The sequence below is a fragment of the Aeromicrobium alkaliterrae genome (genome assembly GCF_039529015.1).
Classification (GTDB): domain Bacteria; phylum Actinomycetota; class Actinomycetes; order Propionibacteriales; family Nocardioidaceae; genus Aeromicrobium; species Aeromicrobium alkaliterrae.
In genome coordinates, this window is the sequence record NZ_BAAAME010000010.1 from 105886 (window position 1) to 120358 (window position 14473).

General features: G+C 70.8%; 14 protein-coding genes. 9 read left to right on the forward strand and 5 right to left on the reverse strand.

Annotated features, from left to right (window positions below; all coding sequences use genetic code 11):
- Positions 1-18: 18 nt before the first annotated feature.
- Genes ABD127_RS17730 through ABD127_RS17740 form a run of 3 tightly spaced genes read right to left on the reverse strand, consistent with a single transcriptional unit; the run spans position 19 to position 3475 of the window.
- Complete coding sequence (locus tag ABD127_RS17730) at positions 19-771, reverse strand: succinate dehydrogenase/fumarate reductase iron-sulfur subunit (RefSeq protein WP_344203942.1); 753 nt, start codon at positions 769-771, stop codon at positions 19-21.
- Complete coding sequence (locus tag ABD127_RS17735) at positions 768-2759, reverse strand: fumarate reductase/succinate dehydrogenase flavoprotein subunit (protein WP_425545843.1); 1992 nt, start codon at positions 2757-2759, stop codon at positions 768-770. Before ABD127_RS17735 ends, ABD127_RS17730 begins: the two co-directional genes overlap by 4 nt.
- On the reverse strand, positions 2756-3475 hold the full coding sequence (locus ABD127_RS17740) for a succinate dehydrogenase cytochrome b subunit (RefSeq protein ID WP_344203943.1): 720 nt from the start codon (positions 3473-3475) through the stop codon (positions 2756-2758). The genes ABD127_RS17735 and ABD127_RS17740 overlap by 4 nt, the downstream gene beginning before the upstream one ends.
- A gap of 87 nt (positions 3476-3562) precedes the next feature.
- Here ABD127_RS17740 and ABD127_RS17745 point away from each other — a divergent pair, with 87 nt between their 5' ends.
- Positions 3563-4435 (forward strand): LysR family transcriptional regulator, encoded by an 873-nt coding sequence (locus ABD127_RS17745; RefSeq protein WP_344203945.1) that lies wholly within the window; start codon positions 3563-3565, stop codon positions 4433-4435.
- Between the two features lie 32 nt (positions 4436-4467).
- Here the strand turns inward: ABD127_RS17745 and ABD127_RS17750 are convergent, their stop codons facing one another.
- Together ABD127_RS17750 and trpS are read right to left on the reverse strand one after the other, a co-directional pair.
- The gene (locus ABD127_RS17750) at positions 4468-4998 is read right to left on the reverse strand and encodes a 2'-5' RNA ligase family protein (RefSeq protein WP_344203947.1); all 531 of its coding nucleotides are present in this window, start codon (positions 4996-4998) and stop codon (positions 4468-4470) included.
- A gap of 8 nt (positions 4999-5006) precedes the next feature.
- Entirely contained in the window at positions 5007-6044 is a 1038-nt protein-coding gene (trpS, locus tag ABD127_RS17755) for a tryptophan--tRNA ligase (protein ID WP_344203948.1), read from the reverse strand.
- Between the two features lie 130 nt (positions 6045-6174).
- Between trpS and galK the strand changes: the two genes are divergently transcribed.
- The 8 genes from galK to ABD127_RS17795 all read left to right on the forward strand — a co-directional run bounded on the left by galK (position 6175) and on the right by ABD127_RS17795 (position 14465).
- A complete protein-coding gene (gene galK / locus ABD127_RS17760) occupies positions 6175-7275 on the forward strand; it encodes a galactokinase (RefSeq protein WP_344203949.1) in 1101 nt (366 codons plus the stop codon).
- Positions 7272-8129, forward strand: coding sequence for a prephenate dehydratase (locus tag ABD127_RS17765; RefSeq protein ID WP_344203951.1), 858 nt, complete (start codon positions 7272-7274; stop codon positions 8127-8129). Before galK ends, ABD127_RS17765 begins: the two co-directional genes overlap by 4 nt.
- A gap of 10 nt (positions 8130-8139) precedes the next feature.
- Complete coding sequence (locus ABD127_RS17770; protein WP_344203952.1) at positions 8140-9285, forward strand: GNAT family N-acetyltransferase; 1146 nt, start codon at positions 8140-8142, stop codon at positions 9283-9285.
- A 57-nt stretch (positions 9286-9342) separates the two neighbouring features.
- The gene (locus tag ABD127_RS17775; protein ID WP_344203954.1) at positions 9343-10866 is read left to right on the forward strand and encodes a DHA2 family efflux MFS transporter permease subunit; all 1524 of its coding nucleotides are present in this window, start codon (positions 9343-9345) and stop codon (positions 10864-10866) included.
- A gap of 36 nt (positions 10867-10902) precedes the next feature.
- A complete protein-coding gene (locus ABD127_RS17780) occupies positions 10903-11538 on the forward strand; it encodes a DedA family protein (protein ID WP_344203956.1) in 636 nt (211 codons plus the stop codon).
- Positions 11539-11684: 146 nt separating this feature from the next.
- Positions 11685-12722, forward strand: coding sequence for an extracellular solute-binding protein (locus ABD127_RS17785; protein WP_344203957.1), 1038 nt, complete (start codon positions 11685-11687; stop codon positions 12720-12722).
- On the forward strand, positions 12719-13579 hold the full coding sequence (gene cysT / locus ABD127_RS17790) for a sulfate ABC transporter permease subunit CysT (RefSeq protein ID WP_344203959.1): 861 nt from the start codon (positions 12719-12721) through the stop codon (positions 13577-13579). The genes ABD127_RS17785 and cysT overlap by 4 nt, the downstream gene beginning before the upstream one ends.
- Entirely contained in the window at positions 13572-14465 is an 894-nt protein-coding gene (locus ABD127_RS17795; protein WP_344203960.1) for a sulfate ABC transporter permease subunit, read from the forward strand. The genes cysT and ABD127_RS17795 overlap by 8 nt, the downstream gene beginning before the upstream one ends.
- The last annotated feature ends 8 nt before the right edge of the window (positions 14466-14473 follow it).

The following is a 14473-nucleotide window of genomic DNA, read 5'->3' on the forward strand; positions in this document are numbered from 1 at the left end:
GCCTCGCGGCGGGGCCGATCAGCTGCCGATGGCCTCGCGCGAGAGGGCACCGAGCAGGTCGCGGTTGAGCCGGCTGATGACGTCGAGCGGGATGCCCTTGGGGCAGGCCGCCGTGCACTCGCCGATGTTGGTGCAGCCGCCGAAGCCCTCGGCGTCGTGCTGCTCGACCATGCCGAGCACGCGCGAGTCGCGCTCGGGCTGACCCTGCGGCAGCAGGCCCAGGTGGGTGATCTTGGCCGCGGTGAAGAGCATCGCCGAGCCGTTGGGGCACGCCGCGACGCAGGCGCCGCAGCCGATGCAGGTGGCGGCCTCGAACGCGTGGTCCGCGTCGACCTTGGGCACCGGGATGTTGTTGGCCTCGACCGCGGCACCCGTGGGGGCGCTGATGTAGCCGCCGGCCTGGATGATGCGGTCGAACGCGCCGCGGTCGACGACGAGGTCCTTGACGACCGGGAACGCACCCGCGCGCCACGGCTCGATGTCGATGACGTCGCCGTCGGAGAACGTGCGCATGTGCAGCTGGCAGGTCGTGGTGACCTCCGGGCCGTGCGGGATGCCGTTGATCACGACGCCACACGTTCCGCAGATGCCCTCGCGGCAGTCCGAGTCGAACGCGACCGGGTCCTCGCCGTCGATCGTGAGCTGCTCGTTGAGGACGTCGAGCATCTCGAGGAACGACATGTGCTCGTCGACGGACTCGAGCGGGTACGTGACCATCGCGCCCTTCGCGGTCGCGTCCTTCTGGCGCCAGACGTTGACGGTGATCTTCACTTGTAGCTCCTGGCCTTCATCTCGACGTACTCGTACTCGAGCGGTTCCTTGTGCAGGATCGGGGTCTTGCCCTCACCCGCCGTGTCGTACTCCCAGGCCGCGACGTACGCGAACTGGTCGTCGTGACGCAGCGCCTCGCCGTCCTCGGTCTGGCTCTCGGCGCGGAAGTGACCGCCGCACGACTCGGCGCGGTTGAGCGCGTCGATGCACATGAGCTCACCGAGCTCGAGGAAGTCGGCCACGCGGCCGGCCCGCTCGAGGGTCTGGTTGAGCTCCTCGTTCTCGCCCGTGACCTTGACGTTGGTCCAGAACTCGTTCTTGAGCTCGCGGATCAGGCCGACGGCCTTGGTGAGGCCCTCCGCCGTGCGCTCCATGCCGCAGTACTCCCACATGATGTGGCCGAGCTCCTTGTGGATGGAGTCGACCGTGCGGGTGCCGTTGATCTTGAGCAGCGTCGAGATGCGCTCCTCGACCTCCTGGCGGGCCTCGACGACCCGCGGGTGGTCGTCGGCGACCTTCTCGAACGGGCTGGCCGCGAGGTAGTCGGCCAGCGTGTTCGGCAGGACGAAGTAGCCGTCGGCCAGGCCCTGCATCAGCGCCGAGGCACCGAGGCGGTTCGCGCCGTGGTCGGAGAAGTTCGCCTCGCCCGTGCAGAACAGGCCCGTGATGTTGGTCTGCAGGTCGTAGTCGACCCACAGGCCGCCCATGACGTAGTGGACCGCCGGGTAGATGCGCATCGGCTCGGAGTACGGGTCCTCGCCCGTGATCCGGGCGTACATGTCGAAGAGGTTGCCGTACTTGGCCTCGACCGCCGGACGACCGAGTCGCGCGATGGCGTCCTGGAAGTCGAGGTAGACGCCCAGGCCGCCGGGTCCGACACCCTTGCCGTCGTCGCACTGGTACTTCGCGGCGCGCGAGGCGATGTCGCGGGGCACCAGGTTGCCGAACGAGGGGTAGATGCGCTCGAGGTAGTAGTCGCGCTCGTCCTCGGGGATCTGCGAGGCGGGGCGGTCGTCGCCCTCCTTCTTCGGCACCCAGATGCGACCGTCGTTGCGCAGCGACTCCGACATCAGGGTCAGCTTGCTCTGGTACTCGCCCGAGACCGGGATGCAGGTCGGGTGGATCTGCGTGTAGCAGGGGTTCGCGAAGTACGCGCCCTTCTTGTGCGCGCGCCACGTGGCCGTGGTGTTCGAGCCCATCGCGTTGGTCGACAGGAAGAACACGTTGCCGTAGCCGCCCGAGGCCAGCACGACGGCGTCGGCCGTGTGGGTCTCGATCTCGCCCGTGACCATGTCGCGCACGACGATGCCGCGCGCACGCTCGGTGCCGTCGGCGTCGGGCACGAGGATGACCTCGAGCATCTCGTGGCGGGTGTTCATCTCGACCGTGCCGGCGCCGATCTGGCGCTCGAGGGCCTGGTAGGCGCCGATCAGCAGCTGCTGACCCGTCTGGCCACGCGCGTAGAACGTGCGCGAGACCTGGACGCCGCCGAAGGAGCGGTTGTCGAGCAGGCCGCCGTACTCACGGGCGAAGGGCACGCCCTGCGCGACGCACTGGTCGATGATGTTCACCGAGACCTGGGCGAGGCGGTAGACGTTCGACTCGCGCGAGCGGAAGTCGCCGCCCTTCACGGTGTCGTAGAACAGGCGGTAGATGCTGTCGCCGTCGTTGCGGTAGTTCTTGGCTGCGTTGATGCCGCCCTGGGCGGCGATCGAGTGGGCGCGGCGCGGGCTGTCCTGGTAGCAGAAGCTGACGACCTGGTAGCCGGCCTCGCCGAGCGTGGCCGCGGCCGAGGCGCCGGCCAGGCCGGTGCCGACGACGATGACCTTGATCTTGCGGCGGTTGGCCGGGTTGACGAGCTTCGCGTTGAACTTGCGGTCGTCCCAGCGGCGCTCGATCGGGCCGGTCGGGGCGGCCTCGTCGCGGATGTCGTCGCCGACGACGTGGAACTCGCCGGGTGCGGGGGTGGTCGTGGTCACGGGGTTCAGCCCTCCAGTCCGAGCAGGATCGCCCACGGCGGCAGCAGGAAGCCGATGATGATGACGAGGGTCACCACGACGGCGATGCCGGTGAGGCGGGAGTCGATGCGGGTCGCGCTGCGGTTGCCACCGAGGGTCGTGAGCGCGCTCCAGATGCCGTGCCACAGGTGCAGGCCGACGGCGAGCATCGCGACGGTGTAGCCGACGACGACCCACCAGATCTCGAAGCCGTTGACGACGCGCTGGTACGGGCTGTCGGACTCGCCACCGGGGTGGATCACGTTGGCCGTCAGGTGCAGCAGGTGGTAGACGATGAACGCCAGGATCACGACGCCGCCCCAGCGCAGGGTGAACGAGGCGTAGCTGCGCTGGATGCCCGTCCGGTTCTGCTTGGAGTGGTACCGCTTGCCGCCGGCGTAGCCGGCCGCCTTGCGGTTGCGGACCGTCAGGACCACCACGGCGTAGATGTGCACCAGGATCGCGACGAGGAGCACCACGCGCACGATCCAGAGCAGGCCCTCGTAGGGGAGCATGGGCTCGCCGAAGGTGCGCAGGTGGTGGGCGTACTCGTCGAACGCCTCCTGGCCAGCGAAGACCTTCAGGTTGCCGTACATGTGCAGGAGCAGGTACCCGATCATGATCAGACCGGACACTGCCATCGCGTACTTGAGCGCCACCGTCGACCGCGTCGCGGGGGTGCGCTTCGTCGGAGCAGAAGTCACCACGAAGGTCACAGTAGGCCGCTTCGACGATTCTGTCGCAGTCAGACTGAGGCTGAACTTCATAGACGACGGGCATGCAAGACTTGACCTGTGCAGATACAGCAGCTCCGGTACTTCGTGACCGTCGCCCAGACCCGTCACTTCACCCGTGCCGCCGAGCTCACGGGGGTCTCTCAGCCCAGCATGTCCAAGCAGATCCGCGTGCTCGAGAACTCGCTCGGGACGCCGCTGTTTGTCCGCAACCGCGGGGCGATCGAGCTGACCAGTGCTGGCGAGGCGCTGCTCCCCCACGCCGAGCGCATCATCATCGACGTCGAGGCCGCCGAGGAGTCGGTGCGCGAGGTCGCCGGGCTGCGCCGGGGCCGCGTGCGCCTGGGCGCCACCCCGTCGTTGTGCGACGGCGTCCTGCCCGAGGTGCTGACCGCGTTCCACCGGCGTCATCCGGGCGTCGACCTCGAGGTGCACGAGTCGGGGTCGCGGCTACTGATGCGCGACCTGGCTCGCGGACGGCTCGACCTGGCCCTCAACATCGTCTCGGCCGGGACCGAGCACGAGGACATCGTGACGACCGAGCTGCTGACCGAGCAGCTCGTCCTGGTCGGGCCGCCGCACCACGACCTCGCCGCCGAGGTGCCGGTGCGCGACCTGCGGGACGTCCCCCTCGTGATGGCCCGCGACGGCTACGACCTGCGCGAGCGCACCAACGCCGCCTGCCGCCAGGCCGGCTTCGAGCCGCGCGTCGCGGTCGAGGGCGGCGAGATGAGCTCCGTGCTGCGCTTCGTGGAGGCCGGGCTCGGCCACGCGATCGTGCCGCAGATGGTCGTCGCGACACGCCCGCAGCTCACCGTCGCCCGCCTCTCCCCCCGGCTCACGCGCACCGTCGGCATCTCGCACCGCCCCGAGGAGGCCATGTCGCTGGCCGCCCGCGCGTTCCGTGACGAGCTCGTCAGCCAGCTCGGCTAGAGGCGCGCCAGGGCACGGCAGCTCGTGGCGGCTCAGCCCAGGGGGAAGCGGGTGTCGACGTGCCAGCCGGCGCCGTCGTGGCAGAACAGGACGAACTCGGCGACCTGGAACTCGGCCGAGAACTCCGCGAGGTCCTCGCACGCGTGGTCGAGCGAGGACGCGTCGAGGTGGTGCGCGACGGTGACGTGCGGGTGGAACGGGAAGTCCGGCTCGCCCGCGGACAGGCAGTCACGGACAGCACCTGCGAGCCGGGTCGTCTCCTCGGTGCCGTCGGCGACCGCGACGAACGCGACGGGCGAGACCGGGTGGAACGTGTCGGTGCCGTCGAGCCGCATCGTGAACGGCCGGTGCGACGGACCGACCGCGGCGAGCGCGGCGCGCACCGCGTCGATCTCGGCCGCCGAGGTCGACGTCGGGGGCACGAGCGTGACGTGCGTCGGCACGATCTCGCCCTCCGGGTCGCCGAACTCGCAGCGCTTGCCACGCAGGTGCGAGGCGTGGGGCTCGGGCACCGCGATCGCGACGCCGTAGGTCGTCGTGTCCCCCACCTCCGCCGTCGTCATCGTGCGCCTCAGACCGGCCGGACGAAGCCGGAGCGCTCGTAGACGAGCTCCAGGGTCGGGGCGGCGACCTCGCGGGCGCGCTCGGCACCCGCGGCCAGGATGCGGTCGAGCTCGGCGCGGTCGTCCAGCAGCTCGCGGGTGCGGTCGCCGAACGTGCCGACGAACTCGGCCAGCAGGTCCCCGAGTGCGACCTTGAGGTGGCCGTACTGCTGGCCCTCGTACTCGGCGACGATCTCGGCGATCTCGCGCCCGGTCAGCGCCGAGTAGATCGAGAGCAGGTTCGCGATGCCGGGCTTGGCGGCCAGGTCGTAGACGATCTCCGTGCCGGAGTCGGTGACGGCCGAGCGCACCTTCTTCGCGACCTGCTTGGGGGTGTCGGTCAGGTCGACGACGCCCGCGTGGGACGCGTTCGATCCGCTCATCTTCGACGTCGGGTCCTGCAGGTCGTAGATCTTCGCGGTCGCCTTGACGATGTGCGCCTCGGGCACCGTGAACGTGGGCCCGAAGCGGTGGTTGAAGCGCTGCGCGAGGTTGCGCGTCAGCTCGACGTGCTGGCGCTGGTCCTCGCCCACCGGCACCTTGTCGGCCTGGTAGATCAGGATGTCGGCGGCCATCAGGATCGGGTAGGTGAAGAGCCCGACGCTGGCGTTGTCGGATCCGTTCTTGGCCGACTTGTCCTTGAACTGCGTCATCCGCCCGGCCTCGCCGAAGCCCGTGATGCCGTTGAGGATCCAGGCGAGCTGGGCGTGCTCGGGCACGTGGCTCTGCACGAACAGCGCGCTGCGGGCCGGGTCGACGCCCGAGGCCAGCATCTGCGCGGCGGCGATGTAGGTGCGCTCCCGCAGCAGCGCCGGGTCGTAGTCGACCGTGATCGCGTGCAGGTCGGGGATGAAGTAGAACGCCTCGAACTCGTCCTGGAGCGCGACCCACTGCCGGAAGGCACCGAAGTAGTTGCCCAGGTGGTACGAGTCGGCGGTCGGCTGCGCGCCCGAGAGCGCGCGGGGGCGCCGACCTGTGCCAGACCGAAGGGGGGAGGCGTCGGACATGGCCAGCATCATGCCAGTCGCCCGCCTGGCACCCGCTCCGGCACCTCCCTCCTGGACACCTGTCCCAGACCGGGCCGAACCTGTGGACGAGGTCCCCCGCCCAGGCGTGGGACTCCCCTAGGCTCGCCCGGTGGCGAGTTCAACGGGGGACATCAAGCAGTGGCACGTGCCGGGTCGGGTCAACCTGATCGGCGAGCACCTCGACCACAACGGCGGCCTCACGCTGCCGTTCGCGATCGACCGCGGCACGACCGTCAAGGTCCGCCGCCGCGCCGACGACCGCGTCCTCGTCTGGAGCGGCGGCGAGCGCGCCGAGATCGCCACGACGGTCGCCCCGGGTGACGCCGACGGATGGGCCGCCTACGTTGCGGGCGTCGTCTGGGCCCTCGGCCAGGCCGGCCACCGCGTGCCCGGCGCCGACGTCGTCGTCGAGTCGAACCTCCCGCAGGGCGCGGGCCTGGCGTCCTCGGCGGCGCTGACCTGCGGCGTCGCGCTGGGGCTGGCCGACCTCGCCGACCTCGGCCTCGACCGTCCCGCGCTGGCCGCCGTCGCCCAGCACGCCGAGACGGGGTTCGTCGGAGTTCCCGTCGGTCGGATGGACCAGCTCGCGGTGCTGCTCGGCCAGCCGGGGCGCGCCGTGCTGATCGACCACCGCGCCGACCCGCCTACCACCAGCGAGGTCGCGCTCGACCCCGCCGCCGACGGACTCGCCCTCGCCCTGATCGACACCCGCGTCCACCACGCGCTCGCGGCGGGCGAGTACGCCGCGCGCCGGGAGGAGTGCGCCGCAGCCTGCGCCGAGCTCGGGCTCGACCACCTCGCCGCGGCGCCCCTCGACGCCGTGTTCCGGCTGACCGACCCCACGCTGGTCCAGCGCACCCGCCACGTCATCACCGAGACCACCCGCGTGCGCGGCGCGGTGCGGGCCCTCGGCTCCGGGTCCTGGAACCAGCTCGGCACGATCCTCAGCTCGTCGCACGAGTCGCTGCGCGACGACTTCGAGGTCAGCTGTCCCGAGCTCGACCTCGCCGTCGAGGTCGCCCTCGAGCACGGCGCCCTGGGGGCCCGGATGACCGGCGGTGGGTTCGGCGGGAGCGTCGTCGCCCTCGTGCCCACCGACCGCGCCCCCGCGATGGCCGCCGCGGTCAAGGAAGCCTTCGCGGGACGCACGTGGGCCGAGCCGGTCGTGGCTCCGGTCCGCCCCTCGGCAGGTGCCAGACTGGTGCCGTGACCTCCACTGCCGCGACGGCCCGGATCGCCTACCAGGGCGAGCCCGGAGCCAACTCCCACATCGTCTGCCAGCAGCACTACCCCGAGCTCGAGGCCGTCGCGTGCGCCTCGTTCGAGGACGTGTTCGCGACGGTGCGCGCGGGCGAGGCCGACCTCGCGATGATCCCGATCGACAACTCGATCGCCGGCCGGGTCGCCGACATCCACCACTTCCTGCCGGACTCGGGACTCCACATCGTCGCCGAGCACTTCCTGCGCATCCGGTTCCACCTGATGGCGGCCCCCGGGGCGACCCTCGAGTCGATCCGCACCGTGCACAGCCACGTGCACGCGCTCGGCCAGTGCCGGCGGATCATCGGTCGGCTGGGACTCACGACCGTGATCTCCGGCGACACCGCTGGTGCCGCCCGCGAGATCGCCGAGGCCCAGGACCCCACCCAGGCGGCGATCTCACCGCCCATGGCGGCCGAGATCTACGGCTTGGAGGTCCTGGCCACCGACGTCGAGGACGAGGACCACAACACGACCCGCTTCGTGGTGCTCTCCCGCGAGCCCGAGCGGGCACCCGCGGGCCAGGGTCCCGTGGTCACGAGCTTCGTGTTCAACGTCCGCAACCTGCCGGCCGCGCTGTACAAGGCCCTCGGCGGGTTCGCGACGAACGGGGTCAACATGACCAAGCTCGAGAGCTACATGGTCGACGGCACGTTCTCGGGCGCGACCCAGTTCCTCGCGGAGGTCGACGGGCACCCCGACGACCTCGGGCTCGCGCGCGCCCTGGAGGAGCTCGCGTTCTTCACGACCGACGTCACGATGCTCGGCGTGTACCCGGCCGACGCCTACCGCGCGAACCGCTGAGACGCGCGCCATGAGCGACCTCGGCTGGCCCCTCTCGGTGCCGGTGCTGACCGACGGCACCGTGACCCTGCGCGCCCACACCCCGGCCGACCTCGAGCTGATGGTCGAGACCGCGACCGATCCCGAGCTCGTGCGCTGGACCTCGGTGCCCAGCCCGTACGACCGCGACGACGCCGAGCGGTTCATGACCGACGTCGTCGCTGCCGGGTGGGACGCCGGGACGCACCAGATGTGGGCGATCGAGGTGCTCGACGCGCAGGGTCGTCCGCACTTCGCGGGCGACGTCGCGATCCGGGGACGCGGCGTCTCCACGATCGGCTTCGCGCTGCACCCCGACGCCCGAGGCCGCGGAGCGATGGCCGCGGCCGTGCGGCTCGCGGTCGGCGAAGCCTTCTCGAGCGGCTACACCGAGGCGGTCCACTGGCACGCCCACGTCGGCAACCTGGCCTCGCTGCGGGTCGCTCACGCGTGCGGGTTCCGGCTCGTCGCCGAGGTGCCGGCCCTGCTCTTCGAGAAGGGCCGCGCGATCGACGGCTGGCACGCCGTCCTCCTGTTCGGCGACCTGATGTTCGCGCGCCGCCCCTGGCGCGGCGACACCGTGCTGGAGACCCGCACCGCTGCGGGACGGCCGATCAGGCTGCGGCCACCGGTCGAGACGGACGTGCCGCGCCTGACGGAGGCCTTCGCCGACCCCGACACCCAGCACTGGCTCGTGCAGACGCCGACCGACAGCAGCGCCACGCACACCGCCGTGCACCGCTGGTGGTGGCGCAACGCGACGGGCCAGCAGGCCACGTGGGTCGTGGCCGACGGCGAGGTCGACGAGCTGCTCGGGCAGATCAGCGTGCTCGACATGCTCGGCGTCGACCCGGCCTGCGGCGAGATCGGCTACCTGCTGCACCCCGACGCCCGGGGCCAGGGCGTGCTGCAGGCCGTGCTCGCCACCCTGGTCGAGCACGCCTTCGCGCCCGACGGTCTCGCGCGACGCCGCCTCACCGCGGCGGCTGCGGAGGGCAACGGCGCGAGCCTCGCCCTGCTGCGGGGAGCGGGATTCGTGCCGACGGGCCGGCAGAGCGCGGCCGAGCCGCTCGGCGACGGCACCTTTGCCGACCTCCACGAGCTCGAGCTGTTCCCGGGGTCCTCGCGGGGGCTGTGACGAGGACAACTGGTTGCCGATGGCAATCATGTCGGTGCGGCGCGCCACTATGGAGCCATGACTTCCTCCGCTCCCGCCACGACGACGTCGGGCCTCCCGGACGACTACCGGCCCTGGCCCGCCCTGTGGGCCATGGTCATCGGCTTCTTCATGATCCTGCTCGACAACACGATCGTCTCGGTCGCGACGCCCGACATCATCCGTGAGCTCGGCACCGACTTCACGAACGGCATCTGGGTCACCAGCGCGTACCTCCTCGCGTACGCCGTGCCGCTGCTCATCACCGGACGCCTCGGCGACCGCTTCGGCCCGAAGAACGTCTACCTGATCGGTCTCGTGGTCTTCACGCTCGCGTCCCTGTGGTGCGGCCTGACCGGCTCGATCGAGGGCCTCATCGTCGCCCGCGTCGTGCAGGGATTCGGCGCCGCGCTCATGACGCCGCAGACGATGGCGGTCATCACCCGCACCTTCCCCGCCGCCAAGCGCGGCAGCGCGATGGCGCTCTGGGGCGCCACGGCCGGCGTCGCGACCCTCGTCGGGCCGATCCTCGGCGGCGTGCTGGTCGACCTGGCCGGCTGGGAGTGGATCTTCATCATCAACGTGCCGGTCGGCGTCGTGGCCTTCGTCCTGGCCGTCCGGCTCGTGCCGGTGCTGCCGACGCACAGCCACAGCTTCGACCTCGTCGGAGTCGCGCTCAGCGCGATCGGCATGTTCCTGCTGGTCTTCGGCATCCAGGAGGGCGAGAAGTACGACTGGGGCCAGATCGACGGCTTCCTCAGCGTGCCGCTGCTGATCGGGGCCGGCGTCGTCGTGCTGGCGATCTTCCTGTGGTGGCAGACCCGGGTGCGCACCGAGCCGCTCGTGCCGCTGAGCCTGTTCCGCGACCGCAACTTCGCGGTCGCCAACATCGGCATCGCGCTGGTCTCGGCCGCCATCACCGCGATGGCGCTGCCGTTCATGTTCTACGCGCAGGGCGCGCGCGGGTGGAGCCCCATCCAGGCCGGCCTGTTCATGCTGCCGATGGCCGTGGTCCTCATGGGGCTGTCGCCCTTCGTCGGCCGCCTCGTCGACACGGTCCACCCGCGCAACATCACGCTCGTCGGGTTCTCGACCGCGGCGGTCGCGATGGCGTGGACGGGCCTGCTGATCGACGTCGACACTCCCCCGTGGCAGCTGCTGATCCCGATGGCACTGTTCGGCGTCTCCAACGCGTGCCTGTGGGCGCCGCACGGCGCCACCGCCACGCGCAACCTGCCGATGTCCTCCGCCGGTGCGGGTGCCGGCGTCTACAACACGACCCGTCAGGTCGCGGCTGCGCTCGGCAGCGCGGCCATCGCCTCGCTCATCGGGGCGCGACTGTCGGCCAACGGGCTCGAGGGCGGTGCCGAGTCGTTCCAGGGCTCGTCCGGGCCCATGCCGGAGGCCATCCAGGGCCCGTTCGCCCAGGCGATGGCCGAGGCGTACTGGCTGCCGGTGCTGTGCTTCGTGCTCGGCATCGTCGTGGTGCTGTTCTTCCGCGCGCCGAACCACGACCGCGAGCCCGCCGTCGACACCGAGAAGGCGGTGCCCGTCGCCGAGTAGCCCCTCGGGTGCACAGCGACCCCCTAGGCTGCGTGCGTGGGGGAGCTACTAGAGCAGATCAACGACTTCGCGGTCGACCTCGGGGCGTCGCCCTGGGTGTTCCTGGCGGTGTTCGCCTTCGCCGCGATCGACGCGTTCTTCCCGCCGATCCCCAGCGAGTCGGTCGTCGTGGCGCTCGCCGCGATCGGGGCGAGCTCGGGTGAGCCGAACCTGGTCCTGCTGGCCCTCGCGGCCGGGCTCGGCGCGTTCGTCGGCGACAACATCGCCTACCGGATCGGGCGGGCGGTCGGGGTCGATCGGTTCTCCCCGGAGCGCAGGCCGCGTCTGGGCAGGGCGATCGAGCGCGCGAGGTACGAGCTCGACCGCCGCGCCGCCGTCCTGATACTCACGGCCCGCTACATCCCGGTCGGCCGCGTCGCGGTCAACATGACCGCCGGCGCCACCGGGTTCCCGTACCGCCGATTCCTGCCGCTGTGCGCGCTCGGGGCGATCTCGTGGTCGGTCTACTCGGTCCTGATCGGCGTCGTGGCGGGCACCTGGGTCAAGGAGCACCCGCTCGTCGGCGCGGTCGTCGCCGTCGTGATCGCCGCGATCGTCGGCTTCGTGATCGACCACCTGCTGCAGCGCAAGCGCCGCAAGGACGACGAGAAGGACCTCGACCCCCTGCCGTGACGGCGGCTCCGTCCGACACGGCGGCGTCCCACATGCTGTCGACCTGTCCCACATCGTGAGATCTGTCAGCGCGCGCTTCTGAGCCGCCTAGATTGCTTCGCGAGCCGACGCCGATCCGACGCGCCGACGACCGAAGGACGACGACCATGAGCCTGACCCGACGCAACCGACGCATCGCCGTCGCAGCCGCCACCGCGGCCCTGCTGACGCTCGGTGCCTGCGCCAGCGCCGGCGGCAACGGCGGCAGCGGCGACAAGGAAGTCGTCGACCTCGTCGGCTTCGCCGTCCCCGAGGCCGCCAACGAGGCCATCGAGGCCAAGTTCAACGAGACCTCCGAGGGCGAGAACATCGACATCCGCGGCTCGTACGGCCCGTCGGGCGACCAGAGCCGCAAGGTCGAGGCCGACCCGGAGATCGCCGACTACGTGCACTTCTCGCTCGAGGGCGACGTGCAGCGCCTCGTGAAGGCCGGGCTCGTCGCCGAGGACTGGAAGGACAACGAGAACGAGGGCATCGTCTCGCGCTCGGTCGTGGTCCTGGTGGTGCCCGAGGGCAACCCCGGCAACATCCAGGGCTGGGACGACCTCGCCCGCGAGGACGTCTCGATCGTGACGCCCGACCCCGACTCCTCCGGCGCCGCGCGCTGGAACATCCTCGGCGCCTACGGCCACGCGATCGCCGAGGGCAAGACCGAGCAGGAGGCGAACGACTTCCTCGTCAGCGTCTTCAAGAACGTCGACCAGTGGGCCGCCAGCGGCCGCGAGGCCACGACGGCCTTCGACACGGGCGAGTACGACGTCCTGATCAGCTACGAGAACGAGGCCATCCTGGCCCGCCAGAACGGCAAGGCCTACGACTACATCGTCCCGGACGACACGCTGCTGATCGAGAACCCCGGCACGGTCCTGATCGACGCGCCCGAGGCGGCCACGACCTGGCTCGACTTCGTCCTGTCGGACGAGGGCCAGACCGAGTTCGTCAAGAAGGGCTTCCGCTCGATCAACGACGACCTGGACGGCATCGAGGTCGAGGGCGCCAACGACCCGAGCGACCCGTTCCCGACGCCCACGACGCTGCTCACGATCGCCGACGACTTCGGCGGCTGGGACGCGGCCAACGCGAAGTTCTTCGCCGAGGAGAACGGCCTCATCAAGCAGCTGCGTGACCAGGCCAACCAGGGGTGAGCACGCTCGACACCGAACGCCCTGATCCGGCGCCTGCACAGCCTCGGCTGCGCAAGCGCCGGTCTCGGCGTTCCACCCTGACCCGCGCCTCCGGGGTCGGCCTCGGCCTCGCCGTCGTCTGGTTCAGCCTGCTGGTGCTGATCCCGCTCGCGGCGGTCGTGATCGCGGCGGCCGACGGCGGCTGGAGCACCTTCGTCAACACCATCACCGACGGCGACACCGCCGCCGCGATCCGCCTCACGGTCGCCGAGGCCGCCCTGGTCACGGTCGTCAACGTCGTGATGGGCACCGTGATCGCCTGGGTGCTGGTGCGCGACCGGTTCTGGGGCAAGCGCGTGCTGGAGGTCGTCATCGACCTGCCGTTCGCGCTGCCCACGATCGTCGCGGGTCTCGTGCTGCTGAGCCTGTACGGCCCGGACAGCCCCGTCGGCGTCAACGTCGTCAACACCCGCCAGGGCATCTTCCTGGCGCTGCTGTTCGTCACGCTGCCGTTCGTCGTGCGCACCGTCCAACCGGTGCTGCTGGAGCTCGACGCCGAGGTCGAGGAGGCCGCAGCCTCGCTCGGCGCCTCGCGCGCCACGATCTTCCGCCGCATCATCCTGCCGGCCCTGGCCCCTGCCATCACGGCCGGCGCCTCCCTGGCGTTCGCCCGCGCGATCAGCGAGTTCGGCTCGCTGGTGCTCATCGCCGGCAACCAGCCGCGCTACACCGAGGTCGCCTCGCTCAAGATCCTCAAGTACATCGAGGGCGACCAGCAGGCCGCCGCGGCGTCGGTCGCGGTGCTGCTGCTGCTCGTCGCCGTCGTCGTGATCGTGGTGCTCGACATCATCTCGCGGAGGGTGGCGGCCCGTGGCTGACGCGATCCCCACTCCGCTGGACGCCGGGCCCACCCGGGAGGCGAGGCGTCGCGTGCGCAGCAAGCGCGGCCCGCTGGCCTACGTGCTGCGCACGGTCGTCGTGCTGTACCTGTTCTTCCTGGTCGTCTGGCCCGTCTCGGTCGTCGTGCAGCGCGCCTTCGCGCCGACCGACGGCAAGCCCGGTGGCGTCGGCCCGCTCTGGGAGCGCCTGACCGATCCCGCCGCGATCTACGCGTTCAACCTGACGCTCACGATCTCCTTCTGGGCCGTCGTGATCAACACGATCTTCGGCGTCGGCATCTCGCTGCTGCTGGTGCGCCACCGGTTCCCGGGCCGCCGAGCCCTGTCGGTCCTGATCGACCTGCCGATGAGCGTCTCCCCCGTCGTGATCGGTCTGGCGCTCGTGCTGACCTACAGCACGTCCCTCGGCATCTTCGGCGACGTCATGCAGGCCACCGGGCTGCGCATCATCAACTCGACCCCCGGCCTCATCATGGCCACCGCGTTCGTCAGCCTCCCGCTGGTGATCCGCGAGGTCGTGCCCGTGCTCGAGGAGGTCGGCGAGGACTCCGAGACGGCCGCCAAGAGCCTCGGTGCCAACGGGTGGCAGACGTTCTGGCGCATCACGCTGCCCACGATCAAGTGGGCCGTCGTCTACGGCGTCGTGCTGAGCGCCGCCCGCGCCATCGGCGAGTACGGCGCGGTCCGCATCGTCAGCCGGGGTGCCGAGTTCAACGGCGAGACCGCCACCTTGCTGATCCAGAACGAGTACCAGGCCTTCAACGAGGCAGCCGCGTACGCCGCGGCCTTCGTCCTCGTCGTGCTGGCCGTCCTGGCCCTCGTCGTCGTCACCGTCATCCGCCCGCAGGAGAGCCACCGGTCATGAGGAAGCGT